Source organism: Cellulosimicrobium sp. NPDC057127 (assembly GCF_042670945.1).
In the GTDB taxonomy this organism is placed as follows: domain Bacteria; phylum Actinomycetota; class Actinomycetes; order Actinomycetales; family Cellulomonadaceae; genus Cellulosimicrobium.
The window spans coordinates 130,698-147,348 of the sequence record NZ_JBHUUP010000006.1; the positions used below are offsets into that span (position 1 = coordinate 130,698).

Annotated in this window: 15 protein-coding genes, 1 tRNA gene and 1 other RNA gene; 9 read left to right on the plus strand and 8 right to left on the minus strand. The window is 75.0% G+C overall.

Annotated features, from left to right (window positions below; genetic code table 11):
* Positions 1-39: 39 nt before the first annotated feature.
* The 3 genes from kdpC to ACFTZA_RS08035 are packed head-to-tail and all read left to right on the plus strand — an operon-like array spanning position 40 to position 4,157.
* The gene (kdpC, locus tag ACFTZA_RS08025) at positions 40-756 is read left to right on the plus strand and encodes a potassium-transporting ATPase subunit KdpC (RefSeq protein ID WP_378192615.1); all 717 of its coding nucleotides are present in this window, start codon (positions 40-42) and stop codon (positions 754-756) included.
* Positions 757-792: 36 nt separating this feature from the next.
* Positions 793-3,447 carry a DUF4118 domain-containing protein gene (locus ACFTZA_RS08030; RefSeq protein ID WP_378192617.1) on the plus strand — a complete coding sequence of 885 codons (2,655 nt, stop codon included), beginning with the start codon at positions 793-795 and terminating at the stop codon, positions 3,445-3,447.
* The gene (locus tag ACFTZA_RS08035) at positions 3,444-4,157 is read left to right on the plus strand and encodes a response regulator (RefSeq protein ID WP_378192619.1); all 714 of its coding nucleotides are present in this window, start codon (positions 3,444-3,446) and stop codon (positions 4,155-4,157) included. The genes ACFTZA_RS08030 and ACFTZA_RS08035 overlap by 4 nt, the downstream gene beginning before the upstream one ends.
* A 46-nt stretch (positions 4,158-4,203) precedes the next feature.
* Here the strand turns inward: ACFTZA_RS08035 and ACFTZA_RS08040 are convergent, their stop codons facing one another.
* The 4 genes from ACFTZA_RS08040 to ACFTZA_RS08055 form a co-directional block, all read right to left on the minus strand.
* Positions 4,204-5,580: a TrkH family potassium uptake protein gene (locus tag ACFTZA_RS08040; RefSeq protein WP_378192621.1), complete on the minus strand. Its 1,377-nt coding sequence runs from the start codon at positions 5,578-5,580 to the stop codon at positions 4,204-4,206.
* A 96-nt stretch (positions 5,581-5,676) separates the two neighbouring features.
* Positions 5,677-6,438 (minus strand): ABC transporter permease, encoded by a 762-nt coding sequence (locus ACFTZA_RS08045; protein WP_378192623.1) that lies wholly within the window; start codon positions 6,436-6,438, stop codon positions 5,677-5,679.
* The gene (locus ACFTZA_RS08050; RefSeq protein WP_378192625.1) at positions 6,435-7,202 is read right to left on the minus strand and encodes an ABC transporter ATP-binding protein; all 768 of its coding nucleotides are present in this window, start codon (positions 7,200-7,202) and stop codon (positions 6,435-6,437) included. The genes ACFTZA_RS08045 and ACFTZA_RS08050 overlap by 4 nt, the downstream gene beginning before the upstream one ends.
* The gene (locus ACFTZA_RS08055; protein ID WP_378192627.1) at positions 7,195-7,818 is read right to left on the minus strand and encodes a TetR family transcriptional regulator; all 624 of its coding nucleotides are present in this window, start codon (positions 7,816-7,818) and stop codon (positions 7,195-7,197) included. The genes ACFTZA_RS08050 and ACFTZA_RS08055 overlap by 8 nt, the downstream gene beginning before the upstream one ends.
* 137 nt (positions 7,819-7,955) lie before the next feature.
* On the opposite strand from ACFTZA_RS08055, the gene ACFTZA_RS08060 reads away from it, so the two are divergent.
* From ACFTZA_RS08060 to ACFTZA_RS08075, 4 genes are all read left to right on the plus strand, one after another.
* Positions 7,956-8,498, plus strand: coding sequence for a toxin-antitoxin system HicB family antitoxin (locus tag ACFTZA_RS08060; RefSeq protein ID WP_378192629.1), 543 nt, complete (start codon positions 7,956-7,958; stop codon positions 8,496-8,498).
* 106 nt (positions 8,499-8,604) lie between these two features.
* Positions 8,605-9,447, plus strand: coding sequence for a DUF4097 domain-containing protein (locus tag ACFTZA_RS08065; RefSeq protein WP_378192631.1), 843 nt, complete (start codon positions 8,605-8,607; stop codon positions 9,445-9,447).
* A 65-nt stretch (positions 9,448-9,512) separates the two neighbouring features.
* Positions 9,513-10,412, plus strand: coding sequence for an ABC transporter ATP-binding protein (locus ACFTZA_RS08070; protein ID WP_378192633.1), 900 nt, complete (start codon positions 9,513-9,515; stop codon positions 10,410-10,412).
* On the plus strand, positions 10,409-11,173 hold the full coding sequence (locus tag ACFTZA_RS08075; protein ID WP_378192635.1) for an ABC transporter permease: 765 nt from the start codon (positions 10,409-10,411) through the stop codon (positions 11,171-11,173). The genes ACFTZA_RS08070 and ACFTZA_RS08075 overlap by 4 nt, the downstream gene beginning before the upstream one ends.
* 96 nt (positions 11,174-11,269) lie before the next feature.
* On the opposite strand, the gene ACFTZA_RS08080 is transcribed toward ACFTZA_RS08075, so the two are convergent.
* The 4 genes from ACFTZA_RS08080 to ACFTZA_RS08095 all read right to left on the minus strand — a co-directional run bounded on the left by ACFTZA_RS08080 (position 11,270) and on the right by ACFTZA_RS08095 (position 15,050).
* Positions 11,270-12,925 carry an ABC transporter permease gene (locus ACFTZA_RS08080; RefSeq protein ID WP_378192637.1) on the minus strand — a complete coding sequence of 552 codons (1,656 nt, stop codon included), beginning with the start codon at positions 12,923-12,925 and terminating at the stop codon, positions 11,270-11,272.
* Positions 12,922-13,893, minus strand: a complete 972-nt coding sequence (locus ACFTZA_RS08085) for an ATP-binding cassette domain-containing protein (protein WP_378192639.1) — start codon at positions 13,891-13,893, stop codon at positions 12,922-12,924. The genes ACFTZA_RS08080 and ACFTZA_RS08085 overlap by 4 nt, the downstream gene beginning before the upstream one ends.
* A gap of 57 nt (positions 13,894-13,950) precedes the next feature.
* Positions 13,951-14,664, minus strand: coding sequence for a TetR family transcriptional regulator (locus ACFTZA_RS08090; protein ID WP_378192641.1), 714 nt, complete (start codon positions 14,662-14,664; stop codon positions 13,951-13,953).
* Positions 14,665-14,964: 300 nt separating this feature from the next.
* A tRNA-Ser gene (locus ACFTZA_RS08095) sits at positions 14,965-15,050 on the minus strand.
* Between the two features lie 151 nt (positions 15,051-15,201).
* Here ACFTZA_RS08095 and ffs point away from each other — a divergent pair.
* An RNA gene (gene ffs / locus ACFTZA_RS08100) (signal recognition particle sRNA small type) lies at positions 15,202-15,298 on the plus strand.
* A 417-nt stretch (positions 15,299-15,715) separates the two neighbouring features.
* Entirely contained in the window at positions 15,716-16,624 is a 909-nt protein-coding gene (locus tag ACFTZA_RS08105; RefSeq protein WP_378192644.1) for a MetQ/NlpA family ABC transporter substrate-binding protein, read from the plus strand.
* The last annotated feature ends 27 nt before the right edge of the window (positions 16,625-16,651 follow it).

The following is a 16,651-nucleotide window of genomic DNA, read 5'->3' on the forward strand; positions in this document are numbered from 1 at the left end:
CGCGCCCCGCTGTCACCGACCTCGTCGAGAAGGAACCCCATGCCCAGCACGTCCGGCCGCCCCGGCGGCCCCCTCGCCGCGACGACACCCTCGTCCGGGAGCGGCGTCGTCCCCCTCACCCGGCACGCGCTCGCCGGCCTGCGCGTCCTGCTCCTCATGACCCTGCTCCTCGGTGGCCTGTACCCGCTCGCGGTGCTCGCGGTCGGGCAGGTCGCCGTCCCGTGGCAGGCGAACGGCTCGCTCGTGCGCTCCGACGGCACGCGCGCGACGTCGGTCGACGACGCGGGTGCGGACGGCGCCCCGGTCGTCGGCTCGGCCCTCGTCGGCCAGTCCTTCGGCGAGCCCGGCACGGACCCGCAGTGGTTCCACGGGCGCCCGTCCCCGGCAGGCGAGGGCTATGACACCCTGGCCTCCGGCGGGTCGAACCTCGGCCCGAGCAGCCCGGAGCTCGTGGGCACCATCGAGGAGCGCCGGGCCGCGGTGGCGGCTGCGGACGGCGTCGACCCCGCGAGCGTCCCGCCGGACGCGCTCACCGCGTCCGCGTCGGGGCTGGACCCGCACGTCTCGCCCGCGTACGCCGACCAGCAGGTCGCCCGGGTCGCCGAGGCGCGGGGCCTCGACGTGACGCAGGTGCGCGCGCTCGTCGAGCAGGAGTCGGCAGGCCGCGTGCTCGGGGTGCTCGGGGACCCGCGGGTGAACGTGCTCGCCCTCAACCTCGCGATCGAGCGGCTCGACATGTCCGACGACGCCTCCTGACCCCCGGTGCCGTCGTGGACGTGGTGGACTGCACGCATGAACGCTGAGACGTCGCGACGCCGGGGGCGCCTCACGGTGTACCTCGGCGCCGCGCCCGGCGTCGGCAAGACGTACGCGATGCTCGACGAGGCCCTGCGGCGCCGGTCGCGCGGCACCGACGTCGTCGTGGGACTCGTCGAGACGCACGGCCGCGCCGCGACCGCGGCGAAGGTCGGGGACCTCGAGGTCGTGCCGCGGCGCGCGGTCCGCCACCGCGGTGTCGAGCTCACCGAGCTCGACGTCGACGCCGTCCTCGCCCGCCGCCCCGACGTCGCCCTCGTCGACGAGCTGGCGCACACCAACGCCCCCGGGTCCCGCCAGGCCAAGCGCTGGCAGGACGTGCACGACCTGCTCGCCGCCGGCGTAGACGTCGTCACGACCGTCAACGTGCAGCACCTGGAGTCGCTCACGGAGGACGTCGAGGCCATCACGGGCGTGCGCCAGCGGGAGACCGTGCCCGACCGCGTGGTGCGCGACGCCGACCAGATCCAGCTCGTCGACCTGCCCCCGCAGGCCCTGCGGCGCCGGCTGGCCCACGGCAACGTGTACCGCGCCGAGCAGGTCGACGCGTCACTCTCGTCGTACTTCCGCGAGGGCAACCTCACGGCGCTGCGCGAGCTCGCGCTGCTCTGGCTGGCCGACCGCGTCGACGACGCCCTCACCCGCTACCGGGCCGACCACGCGATCGCGGGCACGTGGCCCGCGCGCGAACGCGTCGTCGTCGCGCTCACCGGCGGGCCGGAGAGCGCGACGCTGCTGCGCCGCGGCGCGCGCATCGCCGAGCGCGCCGCGGGCTCGGAGCTGCTCGCCGTGCACGTCCTCGCGACCGACGGCCTGCCCACGACGCCGCCCGCCGCGCTCGCGGCGGACCGCGAGCTCGTCGAGTCCCTCGGCGGCACCTTCCACACCGTCGTCGGCGAGGACGTGCCGACGGCCGTCGTCGACTTCGCGCGCGGCGTCAACGCGACGATGGTCGTCGTCGGCGTGTCCCGGCACTCGCGGTGGCGCGAGGCCCTCCTCGGGTCCACGAGCACGGAGATCGCCCGTCTCGCGGGCTCGCTCGACGTCCACCTCGTCACGCACGAGCGCGCCCGGACGGGACGTGTGTCACGGCGGGCGCTGAGCCCGCTGTCGCTCAGGCGCCGCGTCGCCGGCTGGGTGCTCGCGCCCACCGCACCCGCGCTGCTGACGCTGCTGTTCGACGGCACCGACGAGCTCGTGGGGCTGCCCACGCAGGTGCTCGTGTTCCTCGCGCTCACCGTGGGCGTCGCGCTCGTGGGCGGCATGTGGCCGGCGCTCGCGTGCGCCGTCGTGTCGTTCCTGTGCATCAACTGGTTCTTCACGGAACCGACCGGGCTGCTCACCGTGGCCGACCCGGAGAACCTCCTCGCGCTGCTGCTGTTCGTGCTCGTCGCGGTCGCCGTGGCCTCCGTCGTCGACCTCGGGGCGCGCCGGTCGGTCCAGGCTGCCCGCGCCGGGGCGGAGGCGTCGACGCTCGCCGCCCTGTCGCGCTCCGTGCTCGCGGGCGAGGACACGGCGGACGCGGTGGTCTCACGGCTCGCCGAGACCTTCGCCGTGCGCCGTGCCGTCCTCGAGGAGCGGTCCGACGACGGGCCCGACGGATCGTGGACCGTGATCGCCGAGGCCGACCGGGGTCGGGCGGCCGACCCCGCCCGCGCGGCGCGCACGGCCGCCGGTCCGTCCGCGCGCGAACGGACGGACGACGGGACGCGCACGCTCGTGCGCGTCGACGACGACCGGCGCCTCGTCCTCGAGGGGCGCCCCCTGCCCGCGGGGGACCGGCGGGTGCTCGACGCGTTCGCGGCACAGGCCGGCATCGTCCTGGAGTACCGGCGCCTGCGCGAGCAGGCGGCGCGGGCGGCGGTGCTCGCCGAGGCGGACGCGACCCGGACCGCGCTCCTGGCCGCCGTGTCGCACGACCTGCGGACCCCGCTCGCCGTCATCCGCACCGCCGTGGACGGTCTGCGGGCCCCCGACGTGGTGCTCGCGCCCGCCGACGAGGAGGCTCTCGTGGAGACCGTCGCGACGGCGACGGGGCGGCTCGAGCAGCTCATCGACAACCTGCTCGACCTGTCGCGCCTCCAGACGGGCGCCGTCGTGCCCACGCTGCGCACCGTCTCGCTCGACGAGGTCGTGCCGCCCGCGGTCGACTCCGCCCTCGAGCCGACGCTCGACCCGAGCGGGCGGGTCGCGCTCGACCTCCCGGAGGACCTGCCGCTCGTGCGGACCGACCCGGGGCTGCTGGAGCGCGTGCTGGCGAACGTCGTCGCCAACGCCGTGCGCTTCTCGCCGGGCGACGTGCGCGTCAGCGCGTCGGCGACGCGCGACGGCGTCGAGCTGCGGGTCGTCGACCGCGGGCCGGGTCTGCCCGAGAGCGCCCGCGCGCGGATGTTCGAGCCGTTCCAGCGGCTCGGGGACGCGAGCGGCAGCGGCGTGGGCCTCGGTCTGGCGGTGGCGCAGGGCTTCGCGCGCGCCGTCGGGGCGACGATCGTGCCCGAGGACACGCCGGGCGGAGGGCTGACGATGGTCCTCACCGTGCCGGTCGCGGAGCGAACGGTCCCGGAGGTCGGGCCGGAGAGTGCGGTGCCGGCCACGGCGCCGGGCAGGACGACGGCGGAGGGGGAGCGGTGACCGGTACGGGGCGCGGTGGGGACACGGGCGGGAACAGGGTGCTGGTCGTCGACGACGACCCGGGCCTGCTGCGCGCCATGGCGATCACGCTGCGCGTCCACGGGTGGGACGTGACGACGGCCGCGACGGGGCGGGAGGGCATCGACGCCGCCGCGACGGCGCACCCCGACGTCGTGCTGCTCGACCTCGGGCTCCCGGACACGAGCGGACTCGACGTCATCACCGCGGTGCGCGGGTGGAGCCGCGTGCCGATCATCGTGCTGTCCGCGCGCCAGCTCGGCGACGACAAGGTGGACGCCCTCGACGCCGGGGCCGACGACTACGTGACGAAGCCCTTCGCCATGCCCGAGCTCATGGCGCGGCTGCGCGCCGCGGTGCGCCGGGCCGCGCACGAGCCCGGTGTCGACGAGCCGGTGGTCGACGCGGGCGACCTGCGCGTCGACCTGGCACGGCGCGAGGTCACGCGCGACGGCGCGGCGGTGCGGCTCACGCCGACGGAGTGGGCGCTGCTCGAGCTGCTCGTGCGCCACCAGGGGCGGGTCGTCGGGCGCGAGCAGATGCTGCGCGAGGTGTGGGGCCCGACGGCCACGCGCGACACCCACTACCTGCGCGTGTACGTGGCCCAGCTCCGCCGCAAGCTCGAGCCGGACCCGGCGAGCCCGCGCCACCTCCTCACGACGCCGGGCATGGGCTACCGCTTCGAGCCCTGAGCCGCCGGCCACCAGGGAGCATCGGCGTCCCCGTGCCGCTCGGGCGTCAGCCGATGACGGCCGCGCTCTCCGGGCGCCGGTAGAGCCGCGGCCGTGCGCGCAGCGCGAGCGCGGTGCCGAACGTGATCGGGCCGAGCCGGCCGAGGAACATCAGACCGACGAGCACGAGCTGGTGCGGCACGGCGAGGTCGGCGGTGATACCCGTCGACAGGCCGGTGGTCGAGAACGCCGACGTCACCTCGAACAGGACGCGGTCCAGCCCGTGGGGCGACGTGGCCGTGATGACGAGCGTCGGGGCCAGCACCGCGGCCACGCCGAGCAGCGCGACGCTCACGGCCTGGCGCTGCGTGGCGGGCGAGACGCGCCGGTCGAACGCGGTGACGTCCGGGTCGCCGCGCAGCTCGGACCAGATGACGAACGCCAGCACGGCGAACGTCACCACCTTGATGCCACCGGCGGTCCCGGCGCTGCCCCCGCCCACGAACATGAGCACGTCGGTGCCGAGCCACGTCCCGCTGTTCATGGCGGACGTGTCGAGCGAGTTGAAGCCGGCCGTGCGCGCCATCACCGACTGGGTGAGTCCGGCGAGCAGGCGCTCGCCGACGCCGAGCCCACCCAGCGTGCGCGGGTTGGCCCACTCGGTGGCGAGGAAGAACAGGGTGCCGCCCGCGAGCAGGACGGCGCTCGTGACGACGGTGAGCTTGGAGTGCAGGCTCCAGCGGGACGGGCGCGCACGCCGTCGGTAGAGCTCGAACAGGACGGGGAACCCGATCCCGCCGACCACGACCGCCGCGCACAGCGGCAGGCACATCCACGGGTCGCCGACGAACCCGATCAACGAGTCCGGGTACAGCGCGAAACCGGCGTTGTTGAACGCCGAGACGGCGTGGAACACGCCCTGCCACAGCGCGCTCCAGAAGTCGACGTCGTACCCGACGACGAGCCGGGCGGTGACGAGCAGCGCGACGACCCCCTCCACGACGAGCGTGACCCGCACGACGCCGACCAGGACCGACCGCACGTCGCCGAGCCCGATGCTGCGCGTGGACGCGGCGGCGACGAGGCGCGTGCGCAGGTCGAGGCGCCGGGACAGGAGCAGGCCGAGGAGCGAGGCCGCCGTCATCACGCCGAAGCCGCCGACCTGGATGAGGGCGAGGACGACCGCCTGCCCGAACGGGCTCCAGAACGTGCCCGTGTCGACCACGGCCAGCCCGGTCACGCACACCGCCGACGTCGCGGTGAACAACGCCTCGACGACCGTCGCGGAGCGGCCGGACGCGGAGACCGGCAGCACGAGCAGGAGGGTGCCGATCGCGACGGTGACGGCGAACCCCGCCACGACGAGGCGGCCGGGGCGGCTCGCCGTCGACGAGGCCGGCGGGCGTCGCGGGGCGGGCGGCCGGAGGACGGCGGGCAGGCGCACACCACCGGTCTACCCGACCTGCGGGGCCCGTCCGGCGATCTTGACGGGATCCTGACGCCCGGTCCGGGCCCGCTGCCGGCCCGACCCGCCACGCCGTCAGCGCGCGGTCAGCTCCGCCCGGTGCCACCACCACGCCGTGGCCGCCCAGCCGGCCGCGGCGACCAGGGGCACGGTCGCGAGCTGGGCGCCCGAGACCTGGACGCCGGGTCCGCCCATGCCGAGCCACAGGCCCGGGACCGCCCACGGGAACCACGCGCCCCAGCCGAGCACGGTGACGAGCTGGGTCACCACGACGACGCCGACCACCGCGCCCACCCCGGCGAGGGCGTCGCGGCCCCAGGTGGCGACCAGCCCGAACGGCAGCGCGGTCAGCGCGCCGAGCACCCCGCCGAGCGCCGCCCGTGCGGCACCCGGCCACGGGGAGCCGGCACCGGGCGACGTCGCGAGGCCCAGCAGGACGACGACCACCGCGGCGGCGAGGCACGCGGCGACGGCCCAGGCGGCGACGACGGCGAGCTTCGCCGACGCGAGCCCGGCGCGCGACGTGCGGCTCATGAGCAGCGGTTCGACGGTGCCCTCGGAGAGCTCGCGCCCGAACGCCCGGCTGACGACGAACCCCGTGGTGAGCAGGGCCGCGACGGTCAGCACCTGCCCGGCGGCACCCGTGACGGCGTCCCAGCCCGTGCCGGGCACCATCGGGCGGACCTTGAGGGCCAGGGTGCTGTCGCCGTCGAGGTGCGCCGCGGCGGCGAGCCCGACGGCGACCGCCGGCACCACGAGCACGAGGACGGCCGTCGCGACGCGCACGACGGTCGACCGCGCCAGCGTGAGCAGCTCCACGCCGAGGGCGGCGCTCACGGCGCCACCGCCGCGTGGACCGTGCGGAAGAACTGCCGCTCGAGGTCCACGCCGTCCGGGGGCAGCGTGCCGACGACCCGCCCGTCGTGGACGACGTGGATGGTGGAGGCGACGCGCGCCACCTCGTCGAGGTGGTGGCTGGAGACCAGGACGGCCGCCCCGGCCGCCGCACCCGCCAGCACGGCCTCCCGGACCTCGATGACGCCCGCCGGGTCGAGCGTGCGGGTCGGCTCGTCGAGCACGAGCAGCGCCGGGTCGTGCACGAGCGCGGCGGCGACGGCGAGCCGCTGCCGGTTCCCGTCCGAGAGCGTGCGGGCGCGCCGTGACGCCCAGCGGTCGAGCGCGAGCCGTTCGACGAGCGCGTCCGCGCGCCGGGTCGCCTCGGCGGGGGCGCACCCGTGCAGCCGGGCGGACGCACGCAGGTTCTCGCGCACGGTGAGCTCGCCGTAGGGGAGCGCCCCACCGGCGTGGCCCACGCGGGCGCGCACGTGCCCGGGCGCCCCCCACGCGGGCACGCCCCACAGCTCGGCGGTGCCCGCGTCGGGGCGCAGCAGCCCCACGAGGAGCCGCATGAGCGTGGACTTGCCGGCGCCGTTGAGCCCCACGAGGGCGTGCACCTCCCCGGGGCGCACCTCGAGGTCGACGCCGCGGACGGCGGGGACGTCGCCGAACGCGCGGGCGAGCGCGACGGCGCGCACCACGGGCCGGTCCTGCGTCGCCTCGCCGGTCGCGCCCAGCGGCCCCCTGCGCGCGGTCTCACGCATCCCGCTCACCCGCCTCCTGCGGGTCGGCGCCGCGCGCTCCGGCGTCGTCGCGGGGGACCAGGACGGCGAGGGCCCGGTCGAGCACGTCCGCCAGCTCGTCGTCCTGGGACGACGCCCAGTGGAGCAGCGCGGCGGTGAGCGCCGCGAGCGTCGCCCCCACGGCCGCACGGGCGTCGAGCGGGTCGCACCCGTCCTCGACCAGACGGTCGACCACCGCGTCCTCCGTGCGCGCGTTGTTCTGCCAGACGGCTCCGCGCAGCGCGGGCGTGCGTGCTACGACGCGCGTGCGGCGACGCACGACCTCCACCGCCTCCGCGGGGATGTCGCGCCACGCGGCGCGCAGCCCGCCGACGGTGCGCTCGAGCGGCGTCCGCCCTCGCGGCTGCGCGGCGACCGCCGCGACGAGCACCGGGTCGTAGGGGTCGTCGAGGACGACGCGCTCCTTCGCGCCGAAGTGGCGGAAGAAGGTCATCTCGGTGACGCCGGCGGCGGCCGCCACCTGCGCCACGGACGTCGCCTCGTACCCCTGGCTCTCGAAGAGGTCGAGGGCGCTGGCGACGAGGGCGGCGCGCGTGCGCAGGCGGCGTGCCGGAGGGGAGGGGAGAAGGTCGTCCATCCTCGTATGTTAGTCGCTAACATCTGGGTGGCGTCCAGCCCGGTCGGAAGATGCCCGGCTGCGGTGGCGCCGCGCGATGTCGGAATGGTGTCGCAAGGCCCTTGCAATGACACCATTGATGGTGTCATAGTGGCGTCATGGACCTGAACCGGTACGTCGACGACCTCCAGCACCGTCTGACCACCGCGGCCGACGCCGCGGGGGACGACGCCCGCCAGCTCGCCGGACGGCTCACCGCACCGCTCGACGCCGCCGTCCGGCTCGTCCTGCTCGACGCGCTGTCCGCGGCCGCGGGGGAGATCTCCGCGGAGCTCGCTCCCGGCTCGGTCGACGTACGGCTGCGCGGCGGCGAGCCGGAGTTCGTCGTCGCAGCTCCTCCCGCGCCCGCCGCAGGCGACGCCGCCGCGGAACCCGTCCCGGCGTACGGGCAGGCGCCCGCCGCGCCGTCCGCACCGCCCGTGGCCGACGTCGACGCGGCCGCCACCACCCGCACCACCCTGCGCCTGCCCGACCACCTCAAGGCGCAGGTCGAGGTCGCCGCCGCCCGCGACGGCATCTCGGTCAACACGTGGCTCGTGCGCGCTGTCGCCTCGGCGCTCGAGCAGACGACCGGCCACCCGGCCGCGCAGGCCCGCCCCGACCAGCGCGGGGCCACCCGCCTGACCGGATGGGTGCGCTGAGCGCACCACGCAGCACCGCAAGTGACACCACGCGACACCATCGCTCGCACCACTCGTACCCGCCAGCAGTCACCGCACCACCGGACCGACACTCCTGGAGACCGTCATGCCCTCGTTCCCTGCCCCCGCGCCCGTCCCCGTCGTCGTGGACGTCCCCTTCGGCAACCTGCACGTCGTCGCCGGCGACCGGGACGACGTCGTCGTCACCGTGCTCCCCACCGACCCCTCGTCCTCCGGCAGCGTGCGCGCGGCCAAGGACGTGCGCGTCGAGCGCGACGGGGACACCGTCACGATCACCTACCCCGGCTCCTGGAAGCAGTTCGTGCTCCCGTTCGCCTCCGGCACCGCGAACGTCACCGTCGAGCTGCCCACCGGCTCGGACGTGCGCGGCAAGACGGGCTCGCTGCTGGCGGAGGGTCGGCTCGGCACGGTCGACCTCACCCTGAGCGCCGGCGACGCCCGCGTCGACGAGGCCGACCGCCTCGACCTCAAGGCGTCGGCCGGGTCAGTCGTCGTGGGCCGTGCCGCCGGCACCGCGAACGTCCGGGCGAGCGCCGGCTCCGTGCGCATCACCGAGCTCTCGGGCGACGCCACCGTGAAGGCGTCCAACGGGACCACGACCGTCGGGTCCGTCACCGGGACCCTCACCGTCGCCGGTGCGCACGGCGACATCGCGGTGGGGCGCGTCGGCGGGACCGTCACCGCGCGGTCCGCCCACGCCGGCATCCGCGTCGAGCGGGTCGAGTCCGGCGCGGTCTCGCTCACCACGTCGTACGGCTCGATCGAGGTGGGCGTGCCCGAGGGCACCGCCGCCTGGCTCGACGTCGCCTCGCAGCACGGCACCGTGCGCAACCAGCTCACGCCCACGGAGGGGCCCGTCGAGGACGAGGCCACCGCCGAGATCCACGCCAGCACCGGGTACGGCGACGTCATCCTGCGCCGTCCCTGACCACCTGCACCATCGACCGGGCCGCCGGCGTCGAGACGCCGCGCACCCGAGAACGGAGATCGGACATGACCACCGACCAGTCCCTCGCGCCGGCGATCCGGGTGCGGGGTGTGGAGAAGTCGTTCAAGGACCTGCACGTGCTGCGCGGCGTCGACCTCGACGTGCCGGCGGGGAGCATCTACGCGTTGCTCGGCTCCAACGGGGCGGGCAAGACGACGCTCGTGCGGATCATCTCGACGCTGCTGAAGGCCGACGATGGCACGGCCGTGGTGCACGGGTTCGACGTCGCCACCCAGTCGGGCGACGTACGCCGCTCGATCAGCCTGACCGGCCAGTTCGCCGCCGTGGACGAGGTCCTCACCGGCCGGGAGAACCTCGCGCTCGTCGCGAAGCTGCGGCACCTGGAGGACCCCGCCGCGGTCGCCGACGACCTGCTCGCCCGCTTCTCGCTCACCGACGCCGGCGACCGCCGGGCCGGCACCTACTCCGGCGGCATGCGCCGCCGGCTCGACATCGCGATGAGCCTCATCGGGAACCCGCCGGTCATCGTGCTCGACGAGCCGACCACGGGGCTGGACCCCCAGGCGCGCATCGAGGTGTGGCAGACCGTGCGCGAGCTCGCCGCGAACGGCACGACCGTGCTCCTGACCACCCAGTACCTCGACGAGGCCGAGCAGCTCGCGGACCGCATCGCGATCCTGCACCAGGGCACGATCATCCAGGACGGCACCCTCGCCGAGCTCAAGGCGCTCCTGCCGCCCGCGCAGGTCGAGTACGTCGAGAAGCAGCCGTCCCTGGAGGACGTCTTCCTCGCGCTCGTGGGCCCGTCCGGCGCCACCGGCAGCGCCGCCACGACCGCCACCACCACTACGACCGCCACCACCACCACGATCGCCACCACCGCAGACTCCGCGCACTCCGACCGTGGCGCCAGCTCGGTCCCGGCAGGGGAGGAACCCCGATGACCACCTACGTCCTCGCCGACACCGGCGCCCTCACGGACCGCTCGCTGCGTCACGTCCTGCGCAGCCCCGACACGATCATCACCACCGCGGTCACCCCGATCGCGCTGATGCTGCTGTTCGTCTACGTGTTCGGCGGTGCCATCGACACCGGGTCCGCGGAGTCCTACGTGGACTACATGCTGCCCGGCATCCTGCTCATCACCATCGCGTCGGGTGTCGCCTACACCGCGTACCGGCTGTTCCTCGACCTGCAGGGCGGGATCTTCGAGCGCTTCCAGTCCATGCCGATCTCGCGGTCGAGCGTGCTGTGGGCGCACGTCCTCACGTCGCTCGTCGCGACGATCGCCTCGGTGACGGTCGTCGTCGGCGTCGCGCTGCTGATGGGCTTCCGCACCGGGGCCTCCGTGGGCGCCTGGCTGGGCGTCCTGGGCATCCTCGTCCTGTTCACGCTCGCCCTGACGTGGATCGCCGTCATCGCCGGGCTGTCGGCGAAGACCGTGGACGGCGCGAGCGCGTTCAGCTACCCGCTCATCTTCCTGCCGTTCATCAGCTCCGCGTTCGTGCCCACCGACTCGATGCCCGGCCCGGTCGCCTGGTTCGCCGAGAACCAGCCGGTGACCGCCGTCGTCGACACGGTCCGCGCCCTGTTCGCGCAGCAGCCCGTCGGCAGCGACATCTGGGTCGCGCTCGCCTGGCTCGTCGGCATCCTCCTCGCCGCGTACGCGGGCGCCGTCGCGGTCTACCGTCGCCGGATCAGCTGAGCCCACCAGCAGCACCGGCGGCACGCCGAGGGTCCCGGTCGACGACCGGGACCCTCGGCGTCCGACGCGGGATCGGGCGCCCGAGCCGGACCGGGTTCAGGACGAGGCGACGTCGCGGCGTCGGAAGCCGACGAACCCGAGCACGAGCAGCGCGAGGGCGACGGCCGACAGCACCGCCAGGGCGACGCCGTCGACCTCGTCGGCGGGCAGCTGCGGCACGTGCCAGTACGGCGAGACGCCCTTCACGGCGCCGGGCAGGTCGAGCAGGCCGCCGAAGATCCCGACGACGAACGCCCAGACCAGCACGACCCACGCCAGGCCGCCGAGCCCCGGCCGCCATCCCAGGAACAGCCACACGAGCCCGACGAGCACCAGCACGGCGGGCAGGTAGACCAGCGCGACCAGCACGTACTCGCCGACACCCGGGTCGGTGACTCCCACGGACAGCGCGCCGAGCCCGAGCGCGACGCCGGCGACGAGCAGGAGCACGACGACGCCGAGCACGGTGACGGCGAGCTGGCCGCCGAGCCAGCGGGTGCGGCTCGTCGCCGTGGCGAGGACGGGCTCGACGCGGCCGCTGCTCTCCTCGGCGCGGGCCCGCTGCGCGGACGCGACCGCGAAGCCGCCGACGGCGAGCGCGAGGAAGACCGTCATCACCGCGACGAACCCCGCGACCATGTCGGCCTCGCCGAAGATCTCGAGGATGGTCGGGTTCGTCGCGGCGAGCTCGTCGACCATGCTGCTCACGGAGTCGGCGAAGGTGCCCGACGCGTACGCCATGAGACCGATGCCGGCACCCCAGGCGACGACCGAGCCGCGCTGCTGCCGCCACGCGAGCGCGAACGGACCGCGCAGGCTCTCCGGCGCCCGCGCCCGGCCGGCGCGCGCCGGGAACAGTCCCGCGCCGACGTCGCGCCGCGCGGCCAGGGCCGACCCGGCGAGCAGCAGGACCGCGACCAGGGCGAGCGAGAGCGCGAGCGGCCACCACCGCAGGTCCACGAACGCGCGCAGCTGCTGGCCCCACGCGATCGGCGAGAGCCAGGACACCCAGCTGCCGTGCGTCTGCTCGACGTCGCCGACCGCCCGCAGCAGGTACGCGACGCCGAGGACGGCGAGCGCGAGGCCCGACGCCGTCCGTCCGTGCTCGGTGAGCTGGCTCGTGACGACGGCGACCGCCGCGAACACGAGGCCGGTGACGCCCACGGCGAGGCCGAGCGCGAACGAGTCGACGACGGCGAGCCCTGCGGCGACGAGCACGAGGCCGGTGAGCACCGCGACCAGCGCGTCGGCGACGACCGCGAGCAGGACCGCGGCCGTCGCGGGGGCGTGGCGTCCGACGACGCCGGCGCGGACGAGCTCGGACCGGCCCGACTCCTCCTCGGCGCGGGTGTGCCGCACGACGAGCAGGATGTTCATGATGGCGACCGCGACGACCGCCCACAGCGTGAACTCGTTCGCGACCATCGCGCCGAGCGTGTAGTCGTCGAGCCCGTACCCGGGCCCGGACATCATGATCGCGGCGGGGCTCGACACGAGCTGCGCGCGGACCTGGCGGTCGGCGGCGGTGGGGTAGACCGCGTCGAGCGCGGTCGCGGCGTACAGGAACAGCAGGGCGACGGACGCCACCCACACCAGCAGGCGCACGCGGTCGCGGCGCAGCCCGAACCGCAGCAGCGTCCCGGTGGCGGTGAGCGTGGCGCCTCGCGCCGGCCCGGCCGGGCGCGGCACGACCGGCGCGGTCGTCGCGGTCACCGCGCACCCGCCCGGTCGAGACCGGCGACCTCGTCGCCGTAGTGGCGCAGGAACAGCTCCTCCAGCGAGGGCGGCGCGACGTGCAGGGACCGCACGTCGTGGGCGCCGAGCGCCGCGACGAGCGCCTGCATCCGGTCGTTGTCGACCGTGAAGCGCGCACGCGGTCCGTCCGAGGTGCGTTCGACGACGACGTCGTGCACGCCGTCGACCCGACCGAGACCGGACGGGTCCTGCTCGGTCACGACCGTGACCGACGAGCGCGTGAGGTGGCGCAGCTCCGCGAGCGTGCCGGACTGCACGGTGCGGCCGGCCCGGATGATCGTCACGGTGTCGCACAGCTTCTCGACCTCGGCCAGGATGTGGCTCGACAGCAGCACCGAGCGACCCTCGGCGACCACCTCGCGCACGCACTCGGTGAACACCGCCTCCATGAGGGGGTCGAGGCCCGACGTCGGCTCGTCGAGCACGAGCAGCTCGACGTCGGACGCGAGCGCCGCGACGAGCGCCACCTTCTGCCGGTTGCCCTTGGAGTACGTGCGCGCCTTCTTCGTCGGGTCGAGCTCGAAGCGCTCGAGCAGCTGGTCGCGTCGTCCGGGGTCCACCGTGCCGCGCAGGCGCGTCAGGAGGTCGATCGCCTCGCCGCCGGTGAGGTTGGGCCACAGCGTCACGTCGCCCGGGACGTACGCGAGGCGCCGGTGGAGCGCGACGGCGTCCGCCCAGGGGTCGCCGCCGAGCAGGCGCGCCGACCCGGAGTCGGGGCGCAGCAGGCCGAGCAGGACGCGGATCGTCGTCGACTTCCCGGAGCCGTTCGGCCCGAGGAACCCGGCGACCTCGCCCTGGCGCACCGTCAGGTCGAGCCCGTCGAGGGCGGCCACGGTGCCGAAGCGCTTGTGCAGGTCGTGGACCTCGACGGCGGGGACGCCGTCGTGGGCCCGGACCGCGGAGGTCGTGGTGGTCGTGGTGGTCATGTCTCGTCTCTCGTCTGTCGTCCGCTGGGAGGTCCGTGCCGAGGGGACGCGCGCCGGTCACGCGGAGGCGGCGTCCGTGCCGTCCGGCGGGTCGCCGACGTAGAGCAGGTACTCGTCGAGCATGCGGCGCGAGGCGAGGAGGCCGTCGGTGTAGAGCTCCAGCGCCGGGAGCGTGACCGAGTCGACGTAGCGCCGCGTCGCCCCCGCGAGGTCGTCCGGGTGCTCCGGCGGGTCCAGCGTCAGCGACAGCAGGAGCGCGCCCATCGCGCTGAGCACGAGGTACCGCGCGCGGGCCTCCTCGTCGCGGCTGGGCACCAGGACGCCGGCGGCGACGGCCTCGCGGAGGTACACCACGGCGTCGGACACCATGTGGTCGACGAAGGCGCGCGCGAGCGTGCCGCCGGCCTGGAGGCTGCGCAGCGCGTAGCCGACCGCAGGGGCGTACTCCTCGACCTGGGCGAACCAGGCACCCATCGGCGACGTCCCGGCCGCGTCCGCCATGACGTCGTGCTTGGTGCTGCGCACGGTGGCGAGGACGTGCTCGTCGCACGCGGCGCGCAGGCCGTCCTTGGACCCGAAGTGGTGCAGGACGAGCGCGGGGCTCACGTCGGCGTCGGCCGCGATCGCGCGTACCGACGCCCCGAACCCTTCGCGGGCGAAGCGCAGGATCGCCGCGTCCCGGATGCGGGCGCGGGTGGTGAGGTCCTCCGGCGGGAGGGACGGCCCGGACGCCCCAGAGCGACCTTCGTTCGCTGAACGCACGTTCAGCATGCTAAACGCTCGTTCAGCCCTCGCGCCAGGGGTCGCGGGCGGCAATCCGGGCCCCCGACACACTGGGTGGGGCAGACCACTGCCGCGCAAGCCCTGGGGGCCGTAGGCTGGGAGGTGGTCGTCGGTGGCACCGCCGGCGCACGTGTCCCGGCGCGTCGGACCGTCGGGACGCCCGCGAGGCCCGTCGCACCTGTGTGACGGGCCTCAGCGGCGGGTGCGCGCTGCCCTGCCCGCTCCCCACGGTCGCCGACGACCGGGACGACGAAGGGCCCGTCGCGCGCGACGAGCCCTTCGGTCCTGCGGAGGATGGGGGATTCGAACCCCCGAGGGCTGTTAACCCAACACGCTTTCCAAGCGTGCGCCATAGGCCACTAGGCGAATCCTCCTGGTGCACCTCCGTGCCGGCATGACGTCGAACGCCGACCCGGGGTAGCGCAACGAGGATACTAGACCGCGCTGTCCTGGCCGAATCGCCGGCCGGTTCGCCGCTGCCGAGGCCGGGTTTCGGGCGGGCGCGGGTCCTGGGCTAGGCTGGGTGCAGACCCCTCGTGCGGCATCATCTCGCCGAACTCCCCCAGGGCCGGAAGGCAGCAAGGGTAGGTGAGCTCTGGTGGGTGCGCGAGGGGTCCTTCGTGTCTCCGGCGTTGGCCCTGCGTGTCGCTCGTCCGGGATGCGGGCGAAGAATCGTCCGGATGCTGGGATTCTCGGTCCACGGATTGGCGTCGAGCGGCCGGCCGTGCCCATCATGATCGGCATGACCCGGTACTCGCCCGCCTCCGCGGCACCGCGCGCAGCCTCCTGCGTCGCCGTGCGGCGCTGTCGCGGCGACCGCACCGGGCGAATGTGCGGCTGCTGACCGCACACGCCGTCGTACGCCGCAGGCACCGCCTGCACCTCCGAGCCCGGCCCGCCTCCCGCGGGCAGCTCCTCACCTGCTCGCCGCGAGGCTGATGGCCCGCCGGAAGCGCCCCCTCCGAACGTCCCCCCCGACGCGGCCTGCCTGCGTCCGGCCGCGCCGACCCCGCGCCGCCGCCTTCCGGAAGGAACGCCCATGCTCTCCTCGACCTCCCGCACCCGTCTCGCCTGGACCGCGGTCGCCGCGACGGCCGCCCTGACCCTCACCGCGTGCGGCTCGGGCTCCGACGCGGGCTCGAGCTCCACCGCCGGCGAGGACGACGGCCCGATCCGCATCGGCGTCGTCGGCGCGTCCGACGACAAGTGGGCCGTGTTCACCGAGCAGGCCGAGGCCGAGGGCCTCGACGTCGAGCTCGTCGACCTCCAGGACTACACGCAGGCGAACCCCGCCGTCTCGCAGGGCGAGCTCGACGTCAACCAGTTCCAGCACCTGCAGTTCCTCGCAGGCTACAACGTGGACTCCGGCGACGACCTCCAGCCCATCGGCGCGACGGCCGTCTACCCGCTCGCGCTCTACTCGACGAAGCACGACTCGCTCGACGCCATCCCCGAGGGGGGCCAGGTCGCCATCCCGAACGACCCGACGAACCTCGCGCGCTCCCTCCTCGTCCTCCAGGAGGCCGGCCTCGTCGAGCTGAAGGACGGTGGCAGCTCACTGTCCACCGAGGCCGACGTGCTCCCGTCGTCCAAGGTCACCGTGACGCCGGTCGCCGCGGAGCAGACGCCGATCCAGCTCCAGTCGGTCGACGCGTCGATCATCAACAACGACTTCGTCGAGGACGCCGGGCTCACGCCCGAGGACGCGCTGTTCGAGGACGACCCCGACTCCGACGCCGCCAAGCCGTACATCAACGTCTGGGTGACCACCGCCGAGAACGCCGACGACGAGGACCTCGCGAAGCTCGTCGAGATCTCGCACTCGCCCGAGGTCGTCGAGGCCGAGGAGCAGGCGTCCGGCGGGACCGCGGTCATCAAGGACAACTCGGCCGAGGAGCTCCAGGAGATCCTCGCCGGCATCGAGGCCGACCTGCGCGGCCAGTCCTGACCTGCCCGGCCTGACCTGACGACGGAC